A 24,845-nucleotide genomic window follows, 5' to 3' on the forward strand; every position below is an offset into this window, starting at 1 on the left:
GGTTAGCCAGTGATAAAAACAGGCCGCAAGTCATCGCTCGCAAACCGAGCCAACACGGCAGGATAAAGCTTATGCTCAAGCTGTAAAACGCGCTGCGCAAGGCTTTCCGGCGTATCAGCCGGTTGTATTGATAATTTTGCCTGCCCTAAAATAGGGCCATCATCCAAATCAGCAGTCACTTGATGCACGCTGCATCCCGCCTCAGCATCTCCGGCCTTAATGGCACGCGCATGCGTATGAAGCCCCTTATATTTGGGCAGCAAAGAAGGATGGATGTTCAATATTTTTCCAGCCCATGCAGCCACGAAATCGGCGGAGAGGATGCGCATGAAGCCAGCCAAACAGATAATATCTGGTTGATATGGCGCCAAGAGATCACTTATTTTTGCTTCAAACGCGGCGCGATCTTGCCCGAAGGGTTTATGATCAACCGCGCCAGTCGCCACACCGCGCTGCGCCGCACTGGCTAAACCTGCGGCATTGGGATCGTTTGACACCACCAAAACGGGGGAAGCTGCCTGCATACCCTGCATGCTGTCAATCAGTTGCAGCATGTTTGAGCCGCCGCCCGATATAAAAATTGCAACTTTCTTTTCACTCACAAAAGCGTGCCTTGAAACTGCACACCGGGGTGATCAGTCACCCGGCCAAGTTCAATAACGTCTTCGCCCATTTCCTTCAGCAGAGCGGTGATTTGAGCTTGCGCCTCTGGCGCCACAACCAAAACCATACCAATACCGCAATTGAACGTTTTTAACATTTCCGCCTGCGACAGGCCACCTTGCTGTGCCAGCCACTGGAACAGCTCAGGCAAGGCCCAGTTCTCGAGATTGATCGAAACCCCTTGCTGCCCGTTCAACACGCGGGGAATATTTTCTGAAAGACCACCACCGGTGATATGCGCCAAACCATGCAAGCCCCCCCGAGCCAGAGCCGCAAGCACCTGCTTTACATAAAGCCGCGTTGGCATCAGCAAGGCCTCCCCTAAAGTTCCAGATCCAAAAGGACTTGGCGCATCCCAAGCCAAGCCAGACAGTTCGACCAATTTGCGCACCAAAGAATACCCGTTAGAATGAACACCGCTGGACTTCAATCCAAGCAATATATCCCCTTCGGCGACATTGGCGGGCAAAGAGCTGCCACGTTCTAACGCGCCCACAGAAAACCCGGCCAGATCAAAATCATTCTCTTGATACATACCCGGCATTTCAGCGGTTTCACCGCCGATCAATGCACAGCCTGATTGTGCGCAGCCATCTGCAATTCCAGACACCACCCGCGCCGCCTCGGTGACATCCAGTTTTCCAGTTGCAAAGTAATCCAAGAAGAATAAAGGCTCAGCGCCTTGGCAGACCAAGTCATTCACGCACATCGCAACCAAATCAACACCAATCGTTTCAAGCTGCCCTGTCTCTATCGCAATGCGAAGCTTGGTGCCCACGCCATCCGTGGCTGCCACCAAAATCGGATCTTTATACCCCGCGGCTTTGAGATCAAACAATCCGCCAAACCCGCCTAGGCCCGACATCACACCAGAGCGCATCGTGTGCTTTGCCAGAGGCTTGATTTTATCTACCAAGGCATTTCCTGCGTCGATATCCACGCCAGCATCGGCATAGGTGATTTCCTTGGCGGCTTTGCTCATTTTCGCGCTCTCCTAAACTTACCGGCGGGTTAACCGATAAATATCGCAACCGCAATCTCAAACACTTGACCTTCATTCTCCATATGATAGCACAGCGGTCAGGTGGGGCCTGTAGCTCAACTGGTTAGAGCAGAGCGCTCATAACGCTTTGGTTGGGGGTTCGAGTCCCTCCGGGCCTACCAATCTGCCTTTTTATCTGCATGTAATTGTAAAGCGTTTATTTAGAACCAAAAACGTCACTACTTATTCCACACTAAACTAAAAAATTTATTCACCCTTCGATTTATTTTGTAAAAGTTATTGAGAAACTTTATAGCTTGTTGCTTCAAGAATCTGAAATAAATGAACTTTGTATAGACTAACTGTAAACGATTCGATTGAATGTCTGAATGCATATCGTTAAGTTAAATGAAGAGTGGCTGTACACAAACGACTAGAAAATCTGTGTACGTAATACTGCACTGTTGCCACCACAAATGAAAATCATGGATGCTAATAATTTTAATTCTCCATGCTCTACTTTACGCGCGACTGTAAGTCTATGTAGATAATCAATGCCACACATTTTTAGCGTAAGTTACTAATATTACGTGTGATAGTTTGAGTTTTTTAAAACGCCTTGACGCTGATGTTACGAACAATGTCGGTGATGGAATTTCAACCACTGAGTCTTAATAATGGTAGTTTAAATCAAGAAAATTGATGTTTTAATATAGCTTTGCGTTATTGTCTGATTTTACTTTTACAATTTGTTCCACTTTGATACTGTAATAGAGCTGTTTTTGTAAGAATAGTTCTATGGCGGACGGAGTTAATTGGACGGGAACTGACGATGAAGATCGTTACGTTGGAACTTCAAATGACGACACGTTAGACGGTGATCGTGGTGATGATGAGATCCTGGCTGGAGCTGGGGCTGATACGATTGAAGGCGGCCGAGGTAATGACGTTATCTATGGCGGTGAAGGCAATGATCTATCAGCGATGAGGACTTGACCAGCACAGAAGGACAAAAACTTTACGGTGAAGGTGGGAACGACACAATTACCGGCGGCGGTCAAATCTACGGCAAGCGGAACTGTTTTGGCAACATCGATTGCAATTGGTGGCAATGAGACTGTGATTTGTGAAGATTATACCTCGGATATCTTCATCAATATGAAATCAGGCTCTGGAAAGGTTTTAGACTATAAGCTGGATCTGCATCATGCTGATTATGATGTGGATGGTAGTGGCAGTGTAAACAGCGCCACAGATGGCGAAGCTATTCTGGCCTCGCTCTTTTCCAATACCACAATCAGTGAAGTTGCCGGAAACTTGTTTGAAGACGCAAGCGCAGGCGCCACATCACTGCAGAGCTTTATGAGTGACTATACGACAACACTTCTTGATGTAGATGGAGATGGAGTTACCAAAGCGTCAACTGACGGTGTGATTATTGATGCCTATATAGCCGGAGCCTCCGCAGATCTATTATTGCCACTGATCTCTTCTGACTCCCCAATCACAACATCGGATGAACTCTTAACTCACCTTCTTGAGATCGCATAATGGCCCAGCTTTTTAATCCACTTCAAAAACCGTCACAGGCAACGGCCAATAAACTCGCAATCTACCTTGATGAGGTCAATTGGGTCAGTGATACCAACTTACTCACCCTGTCTGTTGGCCTGCTTTCTGATGCCACTAATGTCACAAGTCTTGGGCTTAACCTACATTATGATACAAGTAAGGTCAGTTATACGGAAGAAACGGCCTATAGCCTTAACCCTGCCACTGGAGCTGATACTGTAGGAAAAGGGATTGATGCTATTCTAACCAACGGTAGTTCTACTGCTGCAGGCCATGTACAAAAAACTGATACATTAGATTTGGATGGCTCTAGTGCAACAACAGCCTATGTGGATGCCTATTGGACCACAACTTATGACGCCAGCACAAACTCAATGTCAGCCTGGCCAGGATCAGCTGATGTAAAACTTTATGACATAAACTTCACCGTAACAGACACCTCTAGCCCCATCTCCTTTCGCTTTTCTGCAGACAGTAATGGGCTCAAAGAAGGTTATTCTTTATCAACGGCATCACAAGACGATATCAGCATCGATTTAACGCTTACACCAGATGACGTAGTACAAGCGATTACGTTAGGATATGAAGATAGCGCTGGCGCTCATACAGCATTAGGCAATCAATCACTAATTTTTGTAAGTAGCAGCTCAGAAAATACGACCGTATCGATGACAAGCGGAACATTAGGTCCGCTGTCTCAAGAGATCAGCTTTACTCATGTTGAGTTTAGCAGCCAAAGCTATGATCATGGGATCGCCATCAGTGATGTCGTCTTACAGTTACGTGACATTGTGGGTCTCAGCAACTTGAGCGGTACTCAAAAAATTGCCGCAGATATCGATGGTGACGGTGGTGTTGCAATCAGTGATGTTGTCTCAAACCTACGACATATTGTAGGTCTAGATACAGTCGAGCAATGCGCCCTCGTTAACACCTCAGATCAGCTTGTAACCCGCCTTACCAACTCAACCATCGCAGACCTAACACTCATTCAACTCGGCGATGTAGACCTAAGCTCTACATTCTTCGTGTAGGTGCTGACTTCATTGGTTCCGCTTTTGACAAGTCGAAAGAGTATCGTATTTTTATAAAAAACAGTCATGAACATGTATGATTTAACGGCAGAATATTCAGAAAACATTCAAATTTTGGAAATAAATATGTTTTCTAAATTAATCTAAATTAGAAAACGCAAATTATTTAACCCTTATAAAAGTATTGCTTTGAGAGCTAACTGCTTGCAGGGAAATCAGAAGTTTGGTCACACTGACAAAGATAGGTTTTCAAACTGTCTGAAGCGAGCCCCATTAACGCTCTACACTGTTTGAAACTTCATCGTATAACGTACTTCTATCAAAAAGCAAATTAGCATTTAAGGCTATATTGCAATGCGTTCTAAACTGAAAAATAATCAATTATGCTACTCTTCAATTTTTTTCGGATGTCTGGTGGCGTGTGCCTCTTGAATGTGCTCGGGCCAAGTAGATCTGATGTAAGATAAAATTTCCCAAATTTCCACATCGCTAAGAAGTTCTTCAAATGCTGGCATACCGCTTAAATAGTTATTTACTCCAACCGCTTCTAAAGTCGCCTGCCCCCCAAGTTTTGTATAGTTAAATAACATTTCCGTATCATGATGCCAGGTGTGCCCAGTTTCATCATGCGGTGGTGCCGGCAGGCTCCCATCTTCTTTAAAGTCTCTCCAATTAGGTTGACCTTCAAGATTTGCGCCATGACAACTTGCGCAAAATCTCTGATAGTTTTTTTGCCCGTTTGATAAGTTGCGATTAGCCAATTCATGATGCGCAAGCGCAGTGCTTGATCCGCCAAAAAGTAAAAATAAAAACGCTAATTCCCATATTTTTTTAATCAATTGAAATCCTCATTAGATAATCGGCGATTAAAGCTCGGTCTGATAATGATAATTTCGATGTATTCTCAATTACCGATACCATTTTTCCACTAGCCACATCAAAATCAGGTGTAAACCCTGACGATAAATATTCGATTATATCTGCTTCTGACCATCCTAAATCGCTTGGATGAATACTCGGAATAAGGCCCTGCCCACTTGGATTTACCGCACCCCGCATCCACTGGCTTTTATTCAAACCACCCATCACGCTTCGTGGAGTGTGACACTCAGCACAATGGCTCAGGGCTTCAACAAGATAAGTTGCCCGGTCGTCTATCGGATCAACAAAGTTTTTAGGCATATAGAGCAGCTTCCAAATGCCAATATTGCGTCTAATATTGAAAGGGAATTTGATTTCATGTTCTATGTTGGGCGTTTCAATACTGGGCAGTGTCTTCCAAAACGACCAAAGATCGGCAATATCTTGATCTCTAATTTTTGAGTAGGCGACATAAGGAAATGCAGGAAAATAGTGCCGTCCCTCTGGGCTTTGTCCAAATTTTATCGCTGTGTAAAAATCATCAAATTTCCAACCTCCGATTCCATATTCTCTGCTGTTAGATATATTTGGAGCGATAAAAACTCCAAAGTCAGTTTTAAATTTTTGACCACCGGCAAGTCGCGTTTTTTTCGTCTCCCCTTCAGCAACGTGACAATTGCTACAACCGGTCGCCAAAAATATATAGGCACCTCGATCAGAGTTTGCTTCACGTAAATTAACCGTATCTATTTCTACTTTTTGGGGATTGGTCACAAAGAAATATATAAGAGCTAAAGAACCAAGCAAGATGAAGCCAGAGGCAGCCCAAATGTACATTTTGGGGCTCATGTGTTATTAACGATATCTCGTGTGACATGCTTTGCAGCTTCCGGCAGTTTTCATCAATACTGGCCGTAAATCATCATAGGTTTTTATCGTGCTAGTTTCTAAATCATCGGCTAGCTGGTTCGCCAGCTCAGTAAATGCGACAAACTCTTCCCAAATAAGTGGTTTGGCCTCGGACTTCGGATCGGACGCATTAACCTTAAACGCCTTTGGCGTCGCCTCTGACAATACTCCAATTTCCCTCAGAGCTGACATCGCAACCTTGGCGTCAAAAGGAATTTGCTTCTTCATCATTTGGCCAAGAATTTTCGAATTTTCAGCCATCGAAGACATCAACTTCATACGTTTCATCACATTTGGGTCTTTTACACCGCTATGCGCCCATAAAATCGATGCACTTAAAACAAGTAATGTGAATACGGAAAAGACTTTCTTCATTCAGATGTCCCTCAAACTTAGAAAATACCGTTATGTTTTTGTAATTCTCGTACGTAGGCAATGATAGATTTGACCTCCGCTCTGGTAAGGCCTGCCACTGCGGGCATATTGCCGAATTTCCAGTGATGTGCGCGCACACCCAGTGCCACAGCGCGCTGGAAGCTCTCATCACCATGATGATTGGGTTCGTATATTATATGAATAAGCGGCGGTGCCACACCTGCTTGACCCACCGCGTTAGGCCCATGGCAATCGGCGCATTTAGCCTCAAACAGCCTTTGTCCGATTTGTGCATTTTGCGAGTAACTCTCGGGTGTTTTAATTGCAACAAGCGCTGTCCCTTCTTCCATTGCAGCGGAAGCAGAACCATTAGAGAAATATTGAACACCGAAGGTGATAAACAGTAAGGCCAAAAATAAACTTACTAAAATTTTCATAACTCGCTCCTCAACTCCGTGTACAGCTTCCACTTACAGGAAACTCAAGCAGGCATTTATAACAATTTCGTGAGCATCCAACTCGCCATTGCCAACATCATGATATTTTCCAACAGGGATATAAAACCAAGTGGGACTTTGCTGTCGCCTCCCACACAGGCGCATTTCAAGTCGCGTTTATCTATGTAAACGGCTTTAAAAACACTAAGCGCTCCAATCGAAGCCGCGATCAAGGTTACAGGGGCCATTACAATCGTGAAGGCTCCAACCATCATCAGCAAGCCAGCCAGTGTTTCTATAAAAGGATAAATATAGGCATAACGCACCCAACGTTGGGCCAGCAAATCATAATTCAAAAACATGGTGGCAAAGCGTTCGATATCTTGAAGTTTTTGCAATCCTAAAAGGACCATTGAAATAGAGACAAACAATTCCAAAAATCTGATCAAACTTTTATCTGCATTACCTAACCACAGGGTATTTAATGCAAGAAACCCAGCTATTAAAAATAAAGCAATGATTGGTTTGTAAGTCGTACTATTTTCAGCGTTTGATGTTACGCCAAAATGCTTGCGCAATTCATCAAACCCTCCAATTGCCTTATTCTCTATAAAAACCTGCGGCAGGGAAGGAACATTATGAGCTTTCTTAAAGGTTTGGATTGCATCAGTATCTTTCAAGTGACGATCGTCAACGCGATAGCCATTTCGCTTTAGAAGATCCTTTGCTTTCAGACCATGCACGCATATTTTTTGAGATGTAACCATGCGATATAAAACCGCCTGTTTTTGCGCCTCTATCCGTGTCAAATTGTTCTCCTCGCTGAAATCCGACTCACTTGCTATCCAACCTTGAAGGACCTACAACTTCTAGTAACAGGAAGGTCAAGTAAAATGAATATTTCTGAGGTGGCCATAAAAGCGGGTCTATCTGTAAAAACCGTACGCTATTACGCAGATATCGCGTTGGTTCCAGAAGCTGAACGATCTGCAGCTGGGTATCGCACATATGATGAGCCCGCTTTAAAAAAATTAATTTTTGCAAAACGGGCTCGCGAGTTTGGGTTTAGCATTTCAGAATGCCAAGAACTGCTTAGTTTATATCAAGATGAAGAACGCACAAGCGCCAACGTAAAAGTGATAGCCCAAAGGCGGCTTGAAGAAATCATCCAAAAACAAAAAGAGCTCGAGAGCTTGAGAAAGGAGCTGGCGCATCTGGTCAACTCTTGTAATGGGGATGACCGTCCGAGTTGCCCAATAATCGATTATCTAGGCTAATAACTTTACAACTGCACTCGCAAAGTATCCTGTAATTAATTGATTGACTGCAGGGCACTTCTAAGACCGTTTTATGATTTCAGTCTTAAAATAAGTATCGGTAATTCAATAGAACTACAAAACGCACGAGGTCCTCTCCTTGGCAACAAAATCACCCCGCACCCCGCACCCCGAGGAAATGCAACGATATTAAAGCGTTGATTTATGAAAGGACCACATTCGGGACCGCTTCGTCGAAATTCTTCTTGAAATAGTCAAAATCGTAGGGACTCAATCCCTTGCAGAGGGGCATCACGGATGAGCAGAAGAGGGAGATCGTGGGTGGCATTAGGCTGCCAACAGAGCTGGCGTTTTAATCCCCAAACACCCCCCCCTTCCGGCCACTCTTCTTGGGTGGTCCGACGGGGAAGGTGGTAACTGATTTTATTTTGCAAAAATAAGAACGAGCTAATGCAGCTATTGGCGAAAAGCGCCCCGAATGGCTGCTAGAAGCTCATACAGTGAGTGCGATTTTTCCGCTGCGCGCTCTTAGCATTGAAGTTTCTACATATGCCCGGTTTTGCACGCCGTGCCATAGGCGGAAACCGGCCAGCCAAGCACATTGCGGCTTATAATTTATGCTTGCAAAACAACTTGCGGACCCAGTAGGTCTTTCTATCAGCCACGCATAATGGCGTTTGCGGGATCATAGGGACCCGCGCCGATCACGGTTGCGGGCACCGGTTTACCGATCACATCAACGGTCATTTTAGTGCCTATTTCGGCATGCTCTGGGCTCACAAAACCATAGGCTAAGTTCATTCCCAAACGGTGTCCCCAATCACCCGATGTAATGGTACCGGTCACGCGGCCCTCCACTTTCACGGAAGCGCCGCCCTGGGCAGGCGCGTGGGTACAATCAATATGCAGTGACGCCAATTTTTTTCGGGGGCCTGTTGCAACACGTTTTGATAGTGCAGCCTTGCCGATAAAGTCGGGTTTATTCATTTTGACGAAACGCTCAAGACCTGTTTCGAAGGGATCAAATTCTGTCAGCAAGTCAGACTTCCAATGCAAGAAACCCTTCTCTAGCCGCATTGAGTCAACAGCGCGCGCACCAAATATTTTAAGACCTTGCGCGCCACCTGCTGTGCGCAATGAAGTATATGCTGCGTAAAGCGCGTGGTTGGGCACATGAATTTCATACGCCAATTCACCTGAAAAGCTGACGCCAAGTACGGTTGCAGGCGCGAAACCGATGAAACATTCCCGAACGGTTAGCCATGGAAATGCGTCGCGTGACCAATCGGCTCGCGAACAAGCGGATAAAACGTCGCGTGCTTTGGGACCAGCCAACACCAGAATGGTTTGATCATTGGTTAGGCTTTTGACCTGAACGTCGAGTGCGGGATCAAGATGCCCGCATAGCCAATCCATATCGTGATATTCTGCCGCCGCTGCAGACCCGTACCAGACGCGATCCGGTCCACGGTCAGATGCGGGGATATTGGCGATTGTCGCCTCGCCTTTGACCATGCCGTGATGGTTCAACAGGTAACCAAGCCCGACGCGCGCCGCTTTTTTGGTGACGGTGCCGCAAAACATGCGATCCAAAAACGCATGACGATCTACGCCTGTAATTTCAAATCGATTAAAGCCGTTCACTTCGCACAGGCCAACGTTTTCCTGCACGTTTTTGACTTCGCCAGCGATGACGTTAAAGGCTTCGTCGAAGTGAAAGCCAAGGGTGGGCTGAAAATCAGAGGATGGTTTGATGTATTCAACCCGTTCCCAGCCATTCACGATGGTAAATTCTGCGCCTTCGGCGGCCAAGACAGGTGTTAAAGATGTGGTTTTTGCGCCGCGACCTGCCGAGCGGTGTTCATGGGGAAAGTGGAACCGGAATTCGTTTTGGTAGTCCTCGATCGCCTTCAGCGCGGTCAGTTCTACATTGGCGTGGCCAGTAAAACGGCGTGGGTCGATGCACCAAGTGTCATACTGTGCCTCGCCGTGCACAATCTGCTGAGCCAAGAGCCAGCCGTGACCGCCGCCTTCGCCCAATCCGGCGCGCAGACCGATGATGCAATAGGCGTTGCGCTTGCCTGGAATGGGGCCGACCAAAGGCGCTCCGTCGATGGTATATGTGATCGGACCATTGACGATGTTCTTGATACCGACTTCGGACAAGACAGGCATGCGTTTAAAAACGCCCTCTAATACGTCCATCACACGGTCCAGATCGTTCGGGCATAACGCATTAACAAAATTAGGGTCAATGCCGTCCATACCCCAAGTTTTGCAAGCTTGTTCGTAAAAGCCAATAAGCAGGCCGCCTTTTTCCTGACGGCTGTAGAAGTCACTTATAGGACAGCGCAGCAGTGGCATCCGGTGGCCGGCATCTGCGATTGCAGGAATATCCTCGGTCACGAAATACTGATGTTCCATCGAAGCGACGGGGTGATGAACACCCATCATCGCCCCAACCTCGTTCACGCGGTAGCCGCCCGCATTCACGACGATATCGCAATCAATGTCGCCGCACTCGGTATGTACGGTCCATGTATCATCTTTGTGCTGGGTCAAGTCAGTGACGGGCGTGTTTCGGTACACCTCGGCACCGGCTAAGCGAGCTCGGCGTGCAAGCGCCTGACACAAAGAGGCAGGATCAATATCGCCATCGTTGCCATCCCAAAGACCACCCATCAGGTTGTCGGTTGAAATCAGCGGGTGACGGCGTGCACATTGAGCTGCGTCGAGCACTTCAAATTCAACATCCATGCCCTGCGCCATGGATGCAAAATGCGCATAGCCATCCATCTGTGCCCGGGTATTGGCAAGACGGATGCCACCATCGCCGTGACGATAGCTGACAGGGTAATCTGCATCATCACGCAGTTCTTTATATAAATTGATCGAATGTGTCTTCAGCCCCACCATCGTCTGGTTCATACCAAAGTTCGTCACCTGCGCTGCGGAATGCCACGTTGTGCCAGATGTCAGTTCGTTGCGTTCGATCAAGACAACATCCGACCAGCCTTCTTGCGTCAGGTGATACAGCGTCGAACAGCCAGCAATCCCGCCCCCGATAACAACAACTTTGGTGCGCGATTTCATATGAACTCTCCCATAAAAATTTTTATTCAAGTGTGTTGTTGTACGTGTTGTGGTCAACAAAACTTATATTAATTCGAAATTTTCAAAATGTACTTTTATATATTTAGAAAATTTAGGGCGCTATATCGGCGCCTTAAGTGAACCTCTATATATTGCTGTGATGTAATTATAAGCAGGAAGGCCACCCCTATGACGGATATATCAAAAACGACTTCCGGACGCAGCGGTGGGCGGGCACAACGTCTGATAAAGCGCGCGGCAAAACCTGTTATTAATCCCTGTCCACCTGGTCAGTTTGGAGGAATGTATAAACCCCTATCGCAACCAGATCTTGAGAACATCTTTGACACGGCGCTGCGGCTTTTATCTGAACTTGGCATGGGTGAAATCCCCAATAGGCTGCGACAGGACCTGCTGACCGCTGGCGCACAAGACGGCGAAGCAGGACGAGTCGTTTTTCCCAGATCCTTGACTGAAGATGCAATAGCCAAAGCTGCCAAAACATTTGTTCTGCATGGGCGTGACGAAACCCGTTCTATCCAAGTGGGAGGAAGCAAAGTTTATTTTGGAACTGGTGGTGCTGCCGTTCAAACGCTTGATTTGGACAGCGGAACATACCGCCCATCGACGCTTGCTGATCTGCATAATTTCACGCGCCTTCAGGATACTTTGGCCAATGTAAGCTGGTATACGAGGTGCTGCGTTGCGACCGACGTGCCGAGCAACTTTGATCTCGACGTCAACACGGCTTACGCCCTGCTCCTAAATACGACGAAACCAACAGCCACCTCGTTTACATTGGCCGATTATGTAGCGCCCATCGTCAAAATGCTAGACATCGCTGCCGGTGGCAAAGGTGCGTTTTCTAAACGTCCTTTTATGAAAGCGCACATAAGCCCCGTCATTTCCCCAATGCGCTACGGCGAGGATGCCGTAGATGTTGTTTATGAATGCATCAAACATAACATTCCAATGTCTTGTATTACGGCCGCCCAAGCCGGTGCTACCGCACCCGCAACAATGGCCGGATTTCTCGTACAATCCTTGGCAGAAACACTCGCCAGTTTGGTTATGGTTCACGCCATTAAGCCAGGATACCCGATGGTGTTTTCCAACTGGCCATTAGTTGTCGACCTACGCACGGGGGCATTCGCCGGTGGAAGTGGCGAAAGTGCCTTGCTCAACGCCGCATCTGCACAGCTTTCAAACTGGATTGGGCTTCCATCCGGTGTGGCCTGTTCAATGACCGACGCCAAAGCGATTGACGCGCAATACGGTGCGGAAAAGGGGCTAACATCACTTGCTGCGGCCCTCGCTGGTGGCAACCTTATCTATGAAAGTTCGGGCATGACTGCGTCGCTGTTAGGCGCTAGCTTTGAAGCCTTTGTACTAGACGACGAAATGCATTCAAACACCTACCGGATCTTGCGAGGCATCGAAGTGCGCGAGGAAAACTTAGGCTTTGATGCGATTAACGAAGCCGTTTTGGGGCCAGGGCATTTTCTTGGCGGGGCGCATACAATTTCCGCGATGGAACGGGATTATTTCTATCCATCGCTCGCGGACCGGATTGAACCACAAAGCTGGGCCGAGAACGGAGCGAAGAGTGCTTGGGCCGTCGCCACCGAACGGGTACGAGGTATCCTCGCAACGCACCATCCAAAATATCTCTCTTCAGATCAAGACGCCATGATCCGCAGTCAGTTCAAGATTCTCTGACGCTATTCTAGGAATTTGCCTTTAAAGGCAACAGGCACAGCTCATCTTTTAACCACGGCATCGCCTCGGTCGCAGGATTGATTAGACGCATTTCGATGAGATTTCGCATCGCCGCATTGATGGTTCCGACAATTTCGTCAGCGCATTCTTCGCGTGCAAATAGCGACAGATGACGCGCAAAGCCCTTTGCAGGAAACGCGTGCAGTTGGACTTGTTTGTGAAACCTTCGGGCTCGAAAGTAGCAGGCTGGTGTCGTCACTGCCCAGCCTGCACCATCCGCAATCATCGCCATCATTGTTTGGTTACTTTCAATTTCAAATCTGACGGGAATCCCAATGTTCAAGCGTCGTAAATGCGCTGCGATCTGCTTTCTGATCTGTTGATCTTTTGCGTAGTGTAGCATTGTCAGCTCCGCCGATCCTGCCAGAAAACTTTCTGGGTGGATTGTGCAATTTGCGGGCACTGCCAATACAAAGGGATCGCGAAGCATCGGGAATTCTTTCAACTGGTCAGTATTATTATTAGGACTACTCGCGATGCCGATGTCCAAGGAGTGACGCAGCAACATGTCCAATATCTCGCTGCTCGACCGCGTATAGTGGGCAAATTCACATTTGGGCATGCCACTCGCCAAGAGCACCGCCAATTCTGGTCCAATATCGCTATCGAAGTCTTCAATAAGGCCAAATTTTAGATGGCGAGCTTCGATCATATTACCAAGAGTTACTTAAGTCTGTGCCATTCGGATTAGCTTTAACGCTTCATCGACATTTTTAAAAAACACAGCGCCCACCGGTGTGAGCGTCATCGGTCGTCGCGCATGATTCAGAAGGGTGACCCCCAATTGTGCTTCAAGACTTCGCAAATGGTGAGAGACGGTGCTAATTGATAACCCGGCTTCACGCGGCAACTTGAACCGATCCATGACAAGCCATTAAGTGAAAAACCTCAAGCCACTTCAGGCTTATTTGCGACATGTTCATGGCTTTCTCTTCATTTGTGTTAGCAACTTCAATATTGATTTTTCCGTATAGCGAGTCCTTCAAGACACAGTTCAAAAAACACGGCGGGGCTGAAAAGTAAACGCACCGTACTTGGAAATTACTTTACCAAGCGAAAAGGCTGCCTGATATAAATCTATGCATGGCAACAACGTTTGCGCCGCGTCTGTTGCGAACGTAATCGACCAAAGGTCAGTTTAGGATCGACAACGATCAAAGCACATGAATGGCCGTATGATCACGCTGTGCTGCGGCCTCAGAAAATAAATGAATCAGATGCGAGCGTTTTCTGCATAAGCAATAGCTGCATCTGCGAGGGACCGTTTGGTCCCGCATAGCAGGCTGTCTAACGTCAGCGCCTTTGGGACAGATGCTCGATCATGATATGCGTCGAACCTGAGCGGGCCGGGCGGGCCATGGCAATTTTGTCCTGATACGGCGCGCGCAACAGATCGTTCCACTCGCCTGGCATGAACAGCTCACTGTCTGTGCGGCGTGTCCAGCCCACTGAAGACAAAGCAAAGGGCTCGACACTGGTCGGTCCCTCGCCGCAAACCCGCTCGGGGGCAAATGCACCCTTTCGCGCTAAAAGTTCAAATGCTTCCGGCGATGACACCATGAAAACATCGAACCGACGCTCATTGCCGCGCGCGATCTCATCGATCGCCGCGACTGTGTTTTTGTGAAGCACCCGAATTTGAGATGCGGGCCCTCGCTTCGCCCAGAGGTCTGCGTAGGCCTCCGTCATTCTGGGCGGAAAGGACGTGATGACTGCCAACTCCTGTGCTGACACAGGCGCTAAAACATCAACAAGCATAGAAGTATGATTGCACGCATTGGCCTTTCCTACAACTTTGGTGTTCGATTATCTAAGGTTTCTCTCTTGGTCAGACGTCGTATGTCCGCTTTCAATGAGGTTTTTCGATGCAGGCCATTGCGTTTGGTTTCAACGGGGTCTGACCTTGTCGATTGAGGCGTCATGCGCCCGAAGCAAAATGAGGCTACCCTGTTCGCCCTGCCCGTTTCCCTGTTCCGAAAATAATTTTCCTTGTTCTTTAATTAATAGGAAAACGGCCTGTAAGACGCTGTTATTGTGGTACGATTCAGAACCAATTCAGCCGAAAACGGCCAATATCAACCCAAAGCCCACGCTTTTCCCTATAAATTCCCTGTTAACTGGGAAAATACGAGAAGACTGGTTAGCTCGAGACTGTCTGCACCACCAAACCATAACTTTCGCTTTTTTACAGATACTTGAACGCAAAACTGCCTCATCATAACCTCCCTTCGAACGCCGTTCACTCCGGATCGTTAAGGGCGTGCGCACCCCGAAAAGCCTATAATCGCAGATCGACCCTCGTGATCTATATATCTCAGGGATATGCGGTTGAGTGCAAGACATCCCCGACTTTCACGAGTGTTGCAACCTTCCTACTTATGCCCTGCGTTTCGCCATGGCTTTACTTAGGATGCTGACCCGCCCTATGTCTAAAGGCGATAATTTAGCCGTAACGCACCCGTGAATAGCGAGAGGCCCCGTTACGCCCAAGCGGCAAACTGGCGTTTTTAATCGGCAAAGCCCGTGAAGAAAAAGAAGTTTATCTGCAAATTCCAATCGCGTGAGAACCACATGATACAGACAGAGCTCATATGCGAAACGCCCTGCCCTGATAATCGCTCGCTGAAAAGGATGTCACATCATCGGATGAATTGATTCACAAAATCTTCCCCAAGCCCAACGGCCGCGAAATGTTTTTTACACAGATCAATCTTGGAAAACACATCCTCATAGCCCTGAACTTTTCCCCAAGGATCCACATATAACATCATACCGTTCACTTGAAAAAACGTGATCATTTCATCCACGCCGTCGGGCACCACCAATGTATGCGTCTCTCCAGGAGGTTCGAATACATAGGAACCTGTTTCGGCCACCCAATCATGTTCTAAATAATGCCAATGCCCTTTCAAAACAAATCCGTGCACACCCTGTGGATGCCGGTGACGAGACAACACCCCCGCCTTGCGCACCTTCAGTAATGTTGTCCAATATCCCTGAGAGCGGTTTAAACACAAAGGTCGAAACCAAACATTTTCTGCCTGAGGCACCCATAAACGATCATCCTTAGGCATCGCATCTGGGATAATTATCTCATCAAGAGCCTCTTTCGGAAATGGCAGCTGATACGGTGTCATGGGGTCTGCATCGGTCTCGATCGGCATGTAAGTCTCTTTTTTAAACTCTTTTTCAATCTTTTACCGAACCTTAACGCTTATCCAGACGATTTCAAAGCCGATAACCGCTCACTACATGAATTTCTAAATCACTCAATTATCTTGAACAATAGGCGGGTTGCCCTGCCCCGCGATCCTACTTGTAATGCGCGCGGCGGCGCGCAAACCGCGCCACACGTTTGCGCCAGGCTTGATAGCTCCCACGTTTCAAATTCTGCCGCATAAGCGTTTTCACTTGGCTTTCTTTCAACCCATATTGCCCCTCTATATCGGCAAAGGACACGTGATCCGACAAAGCCATTTGAATGATATCGCTGATTTCATGCTGTTCCAATTCTACCATGCCGCTAAACTAGCACGGAGTGTTTGAATTCAACCCAAACCTCCCAACGTTTGGGGCTGCCGTAGGATCTTGCTGTTTCTGAGCAGGCTAGACACAGTTGGCCTAACCGAAGATCATCAGGTCACAATCTTTAAGAAGGAAGAAAAATCATGTCCTACAGTACATCTGCACTGATCATGCTGGCCGCTGGTATCGGCGTTCCAGTGCTGGCGGCATTAAACGCGCATCTTGGAAAGTTTTTAGGATCCCCCTTATTGGCGGTAACCACTCTGCTTTTTGTCGCCTTCTTCACAAGCTTGGCAGCCCTCTTGAGCAGCTCAGAGCTGGCCATCGCTTCGATTCTAACCGCGCCAAAGTATCTTTTTCTGGCAGGTTTATTAATGGTCTTCTATATTCTTTCTATCACCACAATCGCACCCAATTTTGGAATTGGAAACGCGGTATTTTTTGTTTTAATCGGGCAGTTGGTAAGCGCAGCTGTGATTGACCATTTTGCATTCTTTACAGCAACCCCAACACCGCTTTCCGCGATCCGTGCCTTGGGCATTGGCATCATGGGATTGGGCGTTTGGATCACGCAACAAGCTTAAACCGATGCAAAAGTAAGCTAGTGAGGGCCTCAAAATCCGAATTTAATATTTTTTTGGTGACAATTAGGATCTGTCTGTGAAAAGTTACAAATATCATAAGAAAACTTAAAGGATGGTAAAATGCAAACTCTTTTCTCAAAGAACTTTAATGATGCAGATGAAGTTAAAAACCCGCCGAAGGCCAAAGTAGAGGTGGTAAAGCTTGGCAATGTAAACGCCTCAAAATTGGTTTTACAGCCAGGTTGGGTCTGGTCAGAATGTATCAAACCCACCGTTGGTGGCGATAGCTGCCAAGCCGGACATATCGGTATTGTAATTTCCGGGCGCCTCGGTTGCTCGCATGATGATGGCTCAAAAATAGAAGTGGGGCCCGGTGATGCCTATTACTTCGCGCCGGGCCATGATGGCTGGGTTATCGGAGATGAGCCCTGCGTGATGTATGAGATTGTTGAAGGCGGCAAAGATTTCGGGCCTTGGAAACACGCACATTGAACCAAATCGATATTTTATGCAGGCGTAAAGCTTGCATAAAGCCCGTCGACTAAAAAATCTAAATGGGGCATCGACAAAACCTTCCAAAGACGGCAAGCGTCGCACAAGATGAGGGCGAAGGCCGGTTAAACGCGCCATCGGCTGAACGGAATTTGCCGGCCATTTTAACGCTGGTGAAACGCTTTGCGCCGCGCCGCGGGTGGGCTTTAGAAATCGCAAGCGGGACTGGCCAACACATCGTGTCACTTGCCGCAGCGATTCCAGAGCTCATTTGGCAGCCGTCAGATGTGGATCCATCTCGCCTAAAAAGTATCAAGATTTGGATCAATGAGAAAAAACGAGATAACGTGGAGCCACCGATCCTGTTAGATGCGACTGAGACGGGATGGTCGAAGGTAAATACCCAATATAATTTGATTTTTTTGTCAAACCTGCTGCATTTGGTGAGCCGCGAAGAAGCAGAAATCTTGATCACAGAAATTTCCAGGGCGCTTGCCCCGAAGGGGATTGCCATTCTTTATGGTCCCTTCAAGCGCAATGGTGAATTGTGCAGTCAAGGCGATATCGACTTTCATCAAAGCATTATCGAAGCCGATCCAGCACTGGGATATAAAAATGACGCGGATATCCTTGATCTATTTGCTCAGGCAGGTCTGATACATAAGGAAACTGAAAATATGCCGGCTAATAATTTATCGTTTGTTTTTCAGAAAAAATAGCGCTTTTGGATAGGTTGATGAAAACTGTCACTTGATAAAATTGAACCAAATCCCAAGCTCACTTTGAAATAGAGAATAAAACTAAAGATAAAACGCTCAGCGACCATTACGTGAAAGGAACGAAATTTGGCACTTTATAGCAAAATGACCGAAGCCTGGGAAAACCATGACGTAGAGGCTTACTGGGCCTGCTTTCATCCCGATTGGGAAATGACGTGGCATTCCACTGGTAAAGTCACAAATCTAAGCAGCATGAGCGCCGAACAAATGAAAGCGATCATGGAAAATGCCGATATCAAAAATCGCCGCTGCATTTATGAAAATGACGATATATTGGTGCAGCATTTGCGTGCAGATTACCCAAATGGAACCAAAGACGCCACGCTGCATGTTTCGTTAAAAAAAGACGGGCTTTTATATAGGTCTGAAACGGGAGTCACATCCGTTCGTGTCTAACAGGTGCGCCCAAACCAAACCCGCGCTTCACGATTTAACAGCGCCAAAAAACGGCTTAACCGCATCATTTGTTCGGATAAAGATGCATTATATAAAATCAACAGCTGACCTTTTGTGAAAAACCAAGCACAAGCTTCGTGTAAAAGGCTGGCCCGGGTTAATGCTGGGCGCAAGCGAGGCTACAATTTTGAAAAGCAACTGGCTTAAATGTTTTTGGTCTCAATTAAGTATTATTTTAATCCAAGTAACAATTTACGGCGTACTTGTTTCAATGAAGGAAAAGTACCATGACTGCATATTCTGATTTTAAAAAATATGAAGCCGTTCTCGCGCATTGTCAAAGTTCCGCCAATTCGGAGCTTTATGAAAATGCAGAGGATTACGGCAAAGCGGGCGGTTTTTTTGACAGTCGAAACCGTCTTACGCCAACTGGATCAGATTTAGCGCAGATTCTATTGGTTGATGAGCTTCGACATAACCGCAGCTCGGCATCAGTTATGTAACGCCCTACTTGTTTATTCGCTTGGCAAATCCAAGTCAGACTCTATGCGAAATCAGAACGGTGCAGCGTAAAAACTGAAACGCCAAACACATTCATAATCCAGATATCCGCTTGAAAAATTAATCGACAAAAACCGAACATACTTAGCTATAAATCTTTTAACCGATTGAGCCAATTCGGCCTTTAAAAAATATAAACGATGCGCATTTTTAATCTTATGAGCCGCCCAAACTTATCAAAGCGTCAACGCATATCACGATCCACCTTAAAATCGACCCGACCCTGTCCCGTTAGAATGATATCAAATCACTTCATTTTTATAAAAAAGGTCGCATGGCTTGGTAAATCACAGCGGTCGCCACATTGGAAAGGTTCAGCGATTTAACCACCGGATTGCGCATCGGCACATGAAAAATGCGATCCTCTCTGCCCAACATTACCTCTTGTGGAAGACCCGCAGATTCACATCCAAATACCAAATACCCGTCGTCTTTATAAACTGGCGCGTAAAAGCTTTGCTGCCCATGTTCTTCAAACAAATAAAGATCGTCTTGCGCGGGCTGCCGATCTTCAAGAAAGCTTTGCCAATTCTCATATTCGGACAGGCGGACATGTTGCCAATAGCGCGTACCCGCGCGTATCACAGTTTTCTCAGAAAGTGAAAAACCATAGGGTTTAATAAGAATGAGCTCTAAATTCAACGCGACGCAAGTGCGCCCGATCGCGCCAGTATTATGCGGGATTTCTGGAGCAACCAAAACTATTTTCATTTTTTCATTCACAAGGTTTAATTTAAATTTGGGTGCCCGAAAGATAGACTGAGTGCAACGTCTATCATGCTACGGATTAATTTATTAGCTGCAGTTTTATTAAATCCCGCGCACTTGGTCTATCCATTCAAAACTCAACCTCCGACAACGCACCAAAATTATTTTAACTCCCAGCCATAAGAATTTAATATTAAGAAAAATTTTTCCCATTTCTTTTTGATGGTTAATCAAAGATATTCAGCCAAACACCTTTACCATATCTGCAATTCAGAGCTTTGCTTTCGCCCCCGCACCAATGCAAGACAAGATTTTGGTCCGGAGTTCAACACTCTTAAAACCAACCAGGGACCTGCAAGATAGGTTTTAACCATCAAAGATTGTCTAGGCTTCAAGGTTTTGTATTTCTAGCATTGCTCATCGCATTCAATCCAATATCTCAAACCGGTCCGTGTTTCGAGCCCAGTTGGCAACAAATTTAATTTGCGTTTCACGTTTACTAATTTTTGATCTCAAATCTGTTTTTTCCGAGCAGCTAAAGAATCGGGATAGTAAAGGTCGGTTATCCTTTTCGCACTTCCTTTAAGCGCCCTTAATAGCTGCTCCCAAAGCGCATAGGGTAACGCCACAACGATATTCCACCTGCCCTGCTTTGAAGAGTAATCACTTCACGCCACATCGAAACGTTTCAACAAGACCACTGGATCCCCGTTTTTTTAAGCTGCGAATTTGATCTTAATTCTTGCGAAGATCCCGCGTGCACTTTACGCCCCCAAAATCGAGCTTTAGGACCACTCGCATCAGCTAAGCTATACGGCGCAAAAAAACGGCACATCAAACGACGTTTAAATATTGTTTGCTGGACGTATTGTTCTCAGATTTTATGTCACGCGCACAATGTTCGATACAATTTAGCTAAATCAGCGGACTGGATCAAATTCTATCTCGTATACAAATATAAATTATTTTAAATTATAACCCGCCACCAGCACGGGCATACACCGTTAAAATTTCATAATTTTGAAATAAAGAATCCTTATAATAAGGGTCAGTGCTGCAATCCCCTCATAAAATTTAAGCGACGCTTACCGACCTAAATTTGCAGCTTGGCAAAATAATTTGAGTATTGATGTTGATCGAAAAAATTTACCTTCCTAATTTAACATTTATTGAAACATATTTATCGACCGCTCGCGATGAGCCGCTGCGCAAACTTTCATAAAGGTGGGAAAGGGCCAAAAATCGCTTTTTAACAAGTTTAGATGTGACATCGGCTATCACCAATAAAAACAGGATCCAAAATTAACCAATAGAATGCCACGATATGAATTAAAGCTACGCAATAGCCCAAAACAACTGCTGATCAAAGCATTTTAAATAGCCTAAAGGTCATTTCAAAAGATCGTATTTTTCCACGCAGCCTTTCAGCTCTCCCCCCCAAGATTGCAGATTTTGCGGCGGCGTTGCGGCCAGAACTTCAAGTTTTTTCACGATGGGCCGCATCTTTTCCAAAATATATTCCTGATCTTCCTTACTGGCATTTTGTTGAGCTTTTCCAATCAACAAATAAAGGGATTGGTCGACAATCTGCTTAAATTTAACCGCCATCTTTTGCTGGTTTTCAACGCTAAATAGCTCTTCATCAACTTTCAGAAACAATTGCAACCGAGCTTCGCGCTGGATTACCCCATTATTGCTTTTATTCAAATGCACGAAGGCAAGCAGACAGGGTCTCAACCCTTCCAAAACCTGATCCACTTCTTCTTGTTCTGCCTGACCTGCAAAAGCAATCGAATGGAAAAAGAAAAAAATTAAAAACAACCAACGCATAGCGGCTCCTATCTTCGCGCTACGATAGCGATAGGTCTGCGCTTTGAAAACACCCCGACAGGCCAAAATCACACAAATAACGGTTTCAATATAAGCAGAACCACTCAAAAGCCTTGGGTGAAATTAACGTTCCGATACTTTTTTCAATAAAGGGTCCGCCAGACTAAATTTAAGATTTCGCAAACACAAAAAAGCCTCAAATATCAAACTCAGCAGCATCTCGCGGAAAATCCGCGTCAATCAACAGCGTAAGACGTGAAACCAAACCTCGCTTGGACCTTTCGTTTTACACGTTTTCCACAGGTTGTGACCGTTCAAAATTTCAAATGAAAAATATACTTACTGCGCATGGTTTAATTTTATATACCTCCGGGATTAAAATATTATATTAATACTTTATACTGCTTCCTGGAATCACCGCAAAGTCCTTTAAAATGTGTTTTCTAGTTCAGTTCAAGCGATTTAAATAGGCCAAATATGATATCAAATCTCTCTATTAAAACACTCATTCCAGCCATTTTCATGTCTAGGTTTGCCATTGTCATCTGCATGTTGATTATTGGAAATTGGTTTGTATTCATTCCTTGGAAAATCGAAGAAATCGGGCTGTCGAAAAAGAATTTCGGATATATTCTATTGCTGTTTGGTATTGGGTCGATCTTTTCGATGCAAGCAACAAATAAGCTTCTCATTCCAAAACTAGGGCCGCATTTTTTACTCCCGCTTGGCGTCATCGCTTTTAGCGTAATGCTCTTTTTGTGGGTGTCGACAGAAACAGCGTTAACCTTTGCGCTCATGACCGTGCCAGTGGGATTCAGTTTTGGGGTGATCAGTCCCTGCGCAATCGTTATCACGGTTGATACAGAACAAGCCATCGGGCAGCGCTTGCTACCGCTTCATCACGCATGCTTTTCAATCGGAAGCCTGCTTGGCGTGCTTATCGGCGGCTTTTTTGCATCCCTCGCCTTTCCGCCGCTCTCTTTGTTTTTTGCGCTGATGTTGCTGGATATTCTTTATGGGTTGACCTGCCTTATTTTTTCAAACACGCAGCGCCGGATAAGGCCGTTACAAAAGTTTCGATTTGGAATTCCAACCGGCGACACGCTGTTTTTAGGCGCTGTCGCAGCTATCTCAATGGCAACGATTGGTATTATTTTGGACTGGTCAGCCTTGTGGTTAACCCACGATATTGGGCTTGCCCTCGCGCTTGGCGGTGTCGGTATTTTTGCGTTTAACAGCTCTGAAATTGTGGCGCGCATGTTTGGCGCTTCATTGATCTCTCGCTTTGGCGAGCGTGGTATGGGCACATCGGCCATGCTGTTGGGCTGCGTTTCGATGGCAGCCGCGACCTATAGCCAATCGCTGGCCGCAATCGTATTTGGCTTCGCAGCTTTTGGGTTTTGTAGCGCAAATTTTATTCCCTTAGTGATGGGGCTTGCGGCCAGGCGCAATCCGGAAAACGCGTCTAAAATTGTATCGGATATCACCACCGTCTCCTTTACGGGATTCTTATTCGGCCCCCCTTTGGTGGGTTTGGTGGCGGAATATATTTCTATCACCGCTTGTATGTATATGCTTTCGGTCATCTGGGGGCTGTCCGCGCTGATGATGCGGCCCTATTTTTTGAAGCGCGGCGATATTCCCGTTTTACCCTAGCCGCATGTTGACGTAGCCTGATCGCCAGAAATAAGGGGGTCACAATGAAACAGCCTGCCAGCCACTTTAAGCAATGCCGTAGCGCCATTGCGCAAAACGGCCAAAGTATTGAAGCTTTCATCAAAACCGTTCTAGCCAATATAAAAACCGTTAATGCCGAATTGGGGTTATTTGAATATATTGACGAGGCAACCGTCCTGTCCGACGCCGCCCGTCTTGACGCTTTGCCACAAGAGCAAAGGGAGGCCTTACCTTTGGCGGGCCTGCCTTTTGCCGTTAAAGACATCATCGATGTTGCCGGCATGCCCACCGCGTTTGGTTGTGCCGCGCCAATCGGCTACAGCGCACAAACCGATGCCAGCATTGTGAAACAGCTCAAGGCGCAGGGCGCTCTGGTGATCGGCAAAACGGTTACGACTGAATTGGCTTTTCTCGAGCCCTCCCGCACCCGCAACCCCCGTGGGCTCGACTTTACCCCCGGTGGATCTTCCTCAGGATCAGCAGCAGTGGTGGCCGCAAACCTATTGCCATTGGCCATTGGCACCCAAACCGGAGGATCGGTTATTCGCCCTGCCGCATTTTGCGGCGTCTTCGCCATTAAGCCAAGTTTCGGCTTGATTGATCGCTTTGGTGTTTTAAGCCAATCCCCCAGCTTGGATACGGTTGGTTTCATGGCCCATGAGCTTGGGGATTTGGCGCAAGTGATACAATTTTGCACGCCCAGCGCCGCCCCTCGCCCGGCGAAAAAACCGTTCAGCATCGCGATGATTGAGGGCAATTTCATAGAGCAAGCGGCCCCCTATATGAAGACGTTAAGCGGTGATATCAGCGCGGCTTGTGCACCGCATATCACAAATGTAATTCTGGATGATATCCTGGCGCGTTGCGCGGTTTTGCGCAGCAAAATCAATGATTATGAGCTGCATCATCAATTCAACAATCTGGTACAAAACCATCCCCAGAGGCTCAGCTCTCATATCCTTAACGCCCATAAGGCTGGCGCGGCAATCTCAACCAGCAGCTATTTCGACGCGCTTAACGAAACCACCGCTTTGCGGCAGGCTTGTTCAGCTTTATTAAACGAATATGATTGCCTTTTGATGCCATCGACATTGGGAGAAGCGCCCAAAGGGCTTGCATCAACCGGCAATTCGCTTTTCAACGGACCCTGGACATTGCTAGGCCTGCCCGTTGTACATCTTCCCGTTTCAACAGGCCCAAACTCTATGCCGATTGGCGTGCAAGTGATCGGCGCAATGCATCGCGACCAAGAGCTCTTGCAACAGGCTCAAAAAATTTGGAACGTGTTGAGCGATTGATCGCAAAAGATCC

General features: G+C 46.6%; 27 protein-coding genes and 1 tRNA gene. 13 read left to right on the top strand and 15 right to left on the bottom strand.

The window, feature by feature from the left end; genetic code table 11:
• Positions 1 to 2 precede the first annotated feature (2 nt).
• Both GN241_11295 and GN241_11300 read right to left on the bottom strand, forming a co-directional pair.
• Positions 3 to 602, bottom strand: coding sequence for a phosphoribosylglycinamide formyltransferase (locus tag GN241_11295; GenBank protein ID XAT57893.1), 600 nt, complete (start codon positions 600 to 602; stop codon positions 3 to 5).
• Complete coding sequence (locus GN241_11300; GenBank protein ID XAT57894.1) at positions 599 to 1,645, bottom strand: phosphoribosylformylglycinamidine cyclo-ligase; 1,047 nt, start codon at positions 1,643 to 1,645, stop codon at positions 599 to 601. Before GN241_11300 ends, GN241_11295 begins: the two co-directional genes overlap by 4 nt.
• A 105-nt stretch (positions 1,646 to 1,750) precedes the next feature.
• On the opposite strand from GN241_11300, the gene GN241_11305 reads away from it, so the two are divergent.
• The 4 genes from GN241_11305 to GN241_11320 all read left to right on the top strand — a co-directional run bounded on the left by GN241_11305 (position 1,751) and on the right by GN241_11320 (position 4,251).
• Positions 1,751 to 1,827 (top strand) — tRNA-Ile (locus GN241_11305).
• 616 nt (positions 1,828 to 2,443) lie between these two features.
• A complete protein-coding gene (locus tag GN241_11310; GenBank protein ID XAT57895.1) occupies positions 2,444 to 2,641 on the top strand; it encodes a hypothetical protein in 198 nt (65 codons plus the stop codon).
• Between the two features lie 27 nt (positions 2,642 to 2,668).
• Positions 2,669 to 3,196: a hypothetical protein gene (locus tag GN241_11315; GenBank protein XAT57896.1), complete on the top strand. Its 528-nt coding sequence runs from the start codon at positions 2,669 to 2,671 to the stop codon at positions 3,194 to 3,196.
• Complete coding sequence (locus tag GN241_11320; GenBank protein ID XAT57897.1) at positions 3,196 to 4,251, top strand: hypothetical protein; 1,056 nt, start codon at positions 3,196 to 3,198, stop codon at positions 4,249 to 4,251. Before GN241_11315 ends, GN241_11320 begins: the two co-directional genes overlap by 1 nt.
• Positions 4,252 to 4,637: 386 nt before the next feature.
• On the opposite strand, the gene GN241_11325 is transcribed toward GN241_11320, so the two are convergent.
• From GN241_11325 to GN241_11345, 5 genes are read right to left on the bottom strand one after another with little or no spacing between them, the layout of a single operon-like run.
• On the bottom strand, positions 4,638 to 5,090 hold the full coding sequence (locus GN241_11325) for a c-type cytochrome (GenBank protein XAT57898.1): 453 nt from the start codon (positions 5,088 to 5,090) through the stop codon (positions 4,638 to 4,640).
• A complete protein-coding gene (locus GN241_11330; protein ID XAT57899.1) occupies positions 5,083 to 5,949 on the bottom strand; it encodes a c-type cytochrome in 867 nt (288 codons plus the stop codon). Before GN241_11330 ends, GN241_11325 begins: the two co-directional genes overlap by 8 nt.
• An 18-nt stretch (positions 5,950 to 5,967) precedes the next feature.
• Complete coding sequence (locus tag GN241_11335; GenBank protein ID XAT57900.1) at positions 5,968 to 6,396, bottom strand: cytochrome c; 429 nt, start codon at positions 6,394 to 6,396, stop codon at positions 5,968 to 5,970.
• A 17-nt stretch (positions 6,397 to 6,413) separates the two neighbouring features.
• Positions 6,414 to 6,833, bottom strand: a complete 420-nt coding sequence (locus tag GN241_11340) for a c-type cytochrome (GenBank protein XAT57901.1) — start codon at positions 6,831 to 6,833, stop codon at positions 6,414 to 6,416.
• A 56-nt stretch (positions 6,834 to 6,889) separates the two neighbouring features.
• Entirely contained in the window at positions 6,890 to 7,600 is a 711-nt protein-coding gene (locus GN241_11345; GenBank protein XAT59267.1) for a glutaredoxin, read from the bottom strand.
• 126 nt (positions 7,601 to 7,726) lie between these two features.
• Between GN241_11345 and cueR the strand changes: the two genes are divergently transcribed.
• Entirely contained in the window at positions 7,727 to 8,110 is a 384-nt protein-coding gene (cueR, locus tag GN241_11350; protein ID XAT57902.1) for a Cu(I)-responsive transcriptional regulator, read from the top strand.
• A 657-nt stretch (positions 8,111 to 8,767) separates the two neighbouring features.
• On the opposite strand, the gene GN241_11355 is transcribed toward cueR, so the two are convergent.
• Positions 8,768 to 11,203, bottom strand: coding sequence for an FAD-dependent oxidoreductase (locus tag GN241_11355; protein ID XAT57903.1), 2,436 nt, complete (start codon positions 11,201 to 11,203; stop codon positions 8,768 to 8,770).
• 189 nt (positions 11,204 to 11,392) lie between these two features.
• On the opposite strand from GN241_11355, the gene GN241_11360 reads away from it, so the two are divergent.
• The gene (locus GN241_11360) at positions 11,393 to 12,922 is read left to right on the top strand and encodes a trimethylamine methyltransferase (protein XAT57904.1); all 1,530 of its coding nucleotides are present in this window, start codon (positions 11,393 to 11,395) and stop codon (positions 12,920 to 12,922) included.
• Positions 12,923 to 12,929: 7 nt separating this feature from the next.
• Here GN241_11360 and GN241_11365 read toward each other — a convergent pair whose 3' ends face one another.
• From GN241_11365 to GN241_11385, 5 genes are all read right to left on the bottom strand, one after another.
• Positions 12,930 to 13,634 (bottom strand): LysR family transcriptional regulator, encoded by a 705-nt coding sequence (locus GN241_11365; GenBank protein ID XAT57905.1) that lies wholly within the window; start codon positions 13,632 to 13,634, stop codon positions 12,930 to 12,932.
• 15 nt (positions 13,635 to 13,649) lie between these two features.
• Positions 13,650 to 13,847, bottom strand: a complete 198-nt coding sequence (locus GN241_11370) for a LysR family transcriptional regulator (GenBank protein ID XAT57906.1) — start codon at positions 13,845 to 13,847, stop codon at positions 13,650 to 13,652.
• 428 nt (positions 13,848 to 14,275) lie between these two features.
• Positions 14,276 to 14,740 (bottom strand): hypothetical protein, encoded by a 465-nt coding sequence (locus GN241_11375; GenBank protein ID XAT57907.1) that lies wholly within the window; start codon positions 14,738 to 14,740, stop codon positions 14,276 to 14,278.
• An 881-nt stretch (positions 14,741 to 15,621) separates the two neighbouring features.
• Positions 15,622 to 16,146, bottom strand: a complete 525-nt coding sequence (locus GN241_11380; GenBank protein XAT57908.1) for a cupin — start codon at positions 16,144 to 16,146, stop codon at positions 15,622 to 15,624.
• Positions 16,147 to 16,294: 148 nt separating this feature from the next.
• Entirely contained in the window at positions 16,295 to 16,501 is a 207-nt protein-coding gene (locus GN241_11385) for a TIGR03643 family protein (GenBank protein XAT57909.1), read from the bottom strand.
• Positions 16,502 to 16,650: 149 nt separating this feature from the next.
• Between GN241_11385 and GN241_11390 the strand changes: the two genes are divergently transcribed.
• The 5 genes from GN241_11390 to GN241_11410 all read left to right on the top strand — a co-directional run bounded on the left by GN241_11390 (position 16,651) and on the right by GN241_11410 (position 19,261).
• Complete coding sequence (locus GN241_11390; GenBank protein XAT57910.1) at positions 16,651 to 17,091, top strand: EamA-like transporter family protein; 441 nt, start codon at positions 16,651 to 16,653, stop codon at positions 17,089 to 17,091.
• A 120-nt stretch (positions 17,092 to 17,211) separates the two neighbouring features.
• Positions 17,212 to 17,583 (top strand): cupin domain-containing protein, encoded by a 372-nt coding sequence (locus GN241_11395; GenBank protein ID XAT57911.1) that lies wholly within the window; start codon positions 17,212 to 17,214, stop codon positions 17,581 to 17,583.
• A 62-nt stretch (positions 17,584 to 17,645) separates the two neighbouring features.
• A complete protein-coding gene (locus GN241_11400; protein ID XAT57912.1) occupies positions 17,646 to 18,302 on the top strand; it encodes a DUF938 domain-containing protein in 657 nt (218 codons plus the stop codon).
• A 126-nt stretch (positions 18,303 to 18,428) separates the two neighbouring features.
• On the top strand, positions 18,429 to 18,758 hold the full coding sequence (locus GN241_11405; protein ID XAT57913.1) for a nuclear transport factor 2 family protein: 330 nt from the start codon (positions 18,429 to 18,431) through the stop codon (positions 18,756 to 18,758).
• Between the two features lie 287 nt (positions 18,759 to 19,045).
• On the top strand, positions 19,046 to 19,261 hold the full coding sequence (locus tag GN241_11410; GenBank protein ID XAT57914.1) for a hypothetical protein: 216 nt from the start codon (positions 19,046 to 19,048) through the stop codon (positions 19,259 to 19,261).
• 316 nt (positions 19,262 to 19,577) lie between these two features.
• Here GN241_11410 and GN241_11415 read toward each other — a convergent pair whose 3' ends face one another.
• On the bottom strand, positions 19,578 to 20,030 hold the full coding sequence (locus GN241_11415; GenBank protein XAT57915.1) for a tRNA (uridine(34)/cytosine(34)/5-carboxymethylaminomethyluridine(34)-2'-O)-methyltransferase TrmL: 453 nt from the start codon (positions 20,028 to 20,030) through the stop codon (positions 19,578 to 19,580).
• Between the two features lie 1,386 nt (positions 20,031 to 21,416).
• The gene (locus tag GN241_11420) at positions 21,417 to 21,857 is read right to left on the bottom strand and encodes a hypothetical protein (GenBank protein ID XAT57916.1); all 441 of its coding nucleotides are present in this window, start codon (positions 21,855 to 21,857) and stop codon (positions 21,417 to 21,419) included.
• A gap of 477 nt (positions 21,858 to 22,334) precedes the next feature.
• Between GN241_11420 and GN241_11425 the strand changes: the two genes are divergently transcribed.
• Together GN241_11425 and GN241_11430 are read left to right on the top strand one after the other, a co-directional pair.
• On the top strand, positions 22,335 to 23,513 hold the full coding sequence (locus GN241_11425) for an MFS transporter (GenBank protein ID XAT57917.1): 1,179 nt from the start codon (positions 22,335 to 22,337) through the stop codon (positions 23,511 to 23,513).
• Between the two features lie 44 nt (positions 23,514 to 23,557).
• Positions 23,558 to 24,832 carry an amidase gene (locus GN241_11430; protein XAT57918.1) on the top strand — a complete coding sequence of 425 codons (1,275 nt, stop codon included), beginning with the start codon at positions 23,558 to 23,560 and terminating at the stop codon, positions 24,830 to 24,832.
• Positions 24,833 to 24,845: the final 13 nt, after the last annotated feature.

It is taken from the genome of Rhodobacteraceae bacterium IMCC1335 (genome assembly GCA_039640495.1).
Classification (GTDB): domain Bacteria; phylum Pseudomonadota; class Alphaproteobacteria; order Rhodobacterales; family Rhodobacteraceae; genus Thalassovivens.

Bases quoted from the DNA above. Each gene is read 5' to 3' on its own strand.
- GN241_11300 (XAT57894.1), bottom strand. From the start codon at position 1,645: ATGAGCAAAGCCGCCAAGGAAATCACCTATGCCGATGCTGGCGTGGAT.
- GN241_11330 (XAT57899.1), bottom strand. From the start codon at position 5,949: ATGTACATTTGGGCTGCCTCTGGCTTCATCTTGCTTGGTTCTTTAGCT.
- GN241_11410 (XAT57914.1), top strand. From the start codon at position 19,046: ATGACTGCATATTCTGATTTTAAAAAATATGAAGCCGTTCTCGCGCAT.
- GN241_11385 (XAT57909.1), bottom strand. From the start codon at position 16,501: ATGGTAGAATTGGAACAGCATGAAATCAGCGATATCATTCAAATGGCT.
- GN241_11395 (XAT57911.1), top strand. From the start codon at position 17,212: ATGCAAACTCTTTTCTCAAAGAACTTTAATGATGCAGATGAAGTTAAA.
- GN241_11380 (XAT57908.1), bottom strand. From the start codon at position 16,146: ATGCCGATCGAGACCGATGCAGACCCCATGACACCGTATCAGCTGCCA.
- GN241_11340 (XAT57901.1), bottom strand. From the start codon at position 6,833: ATGAAAATTTTAGTAAGTTTATTTTTGGCCTTACTGTTTATCACCTTC.
- GN241_11355 (XAT57903.1), bottom strand. From the start codon at position 11,203: ATGAAATCGCGCACCAAAGTTGTTGTTATCGGGGGCGGGATTGCTGGC.
- GN241_11420 (XAT57916.1), bottom strand. From the start codon at position 21,857: ATGCGTTGGTTGTTTTTAATTTTTTTCTTTTTCCATTCGATTGCTTTT.
- cueR (XAT57902.1), top strand. From the start codon at position 7,727: ATGAATATTTCTGAGGTGGCCATAAAAGCGGGTCTATCTGTAAAAACC.
- GN241_11310 (XAT57895.1), top strand. From the start codon at position 2,444: ATGGCGGACGGAGTTAATTGGACGGGAACTGACGATGAAGATCGTTAC.
- GN241_11370 (XAT57906.1), bottom strand. From the start codon at position 13,847: ATGGATCGGTTCAAGTTGCCGCGTGAAGCCGGGTTATCAATTAGCACC.
- GN241_11390 (XAT57910.1), top strand. From the start codon at position 16,651: ATGTCCTACAGTACATCTGCACTGATCATGCTGGCCGCTGGTATCGGC.
- GN241_11375 (XAT57907.1), bottom strand. From the start codon at position 14,740: ATGCTTGTTGATGTTTTAGCGCCTGTGTCAGCACAGGAGTTGGCAGTC.
- GN241_11345 (XAT59267.1), bottom strand. From the start codon at position 7,600: ATGGTTACATCTCAAAAAATATGCGTGCATGGTCTGAAAGCAAAGGAT.
- GN241_11430 (XAT57918.1), top strand. From the start codon at position 23,558: ATGAAACAGCCTGCCAGCCACTTTAAGCAATGCCGTAGCGCCATTGCG.
- GN241_11415 (XAT57915.1), bottom strand. From the start codon at position 20,030: ATGAAAATAGTTTTGGTTGCTCCAGAAATCCCGCATAATACTGGCGCG.
- GN241_11360 (XAT57904.1), top strand. From the start codon at position 11,393: ATGACGGATATATCAAAAACGACTTCCGGACGCAGCGGTGGGCGGGCA.
- GN241_11320 (XAT57897.1), top strand. From the start codon at position 3,196: ATGGCCCAGCTTTTTAATCCACTTCAAAAACCGTCACAGGCAACGGCC.
- GN241_11335 (XAT57900.1), bottom strand. From the start codon at position 6,396: ATGAAGAAAGTCTTTTCCGTATTCACATTACTTGTTTTAAGTGCATCG.
- GN241_11425 (XAT57917.1), top strand. From the start codon at position 22,335: ATGATATCAAATCTCTCTATTAAAACACTCATTCCAGCCATTTTCATG.
- GN241_11365 (XAT57905.1), bottom strand. From the start codon at position 13,634: ATGATCGAAGCTCGCCATCTAAAATTTGGCCTTATTGAAGACTTCGAT.
- GN241_11400 (XAT57912.1), top strand. From the start codon at position 17,646: ATGGGGCATCGACAAAACCTTCCAAAGACGGCAAGCGTCGCACAAGAT.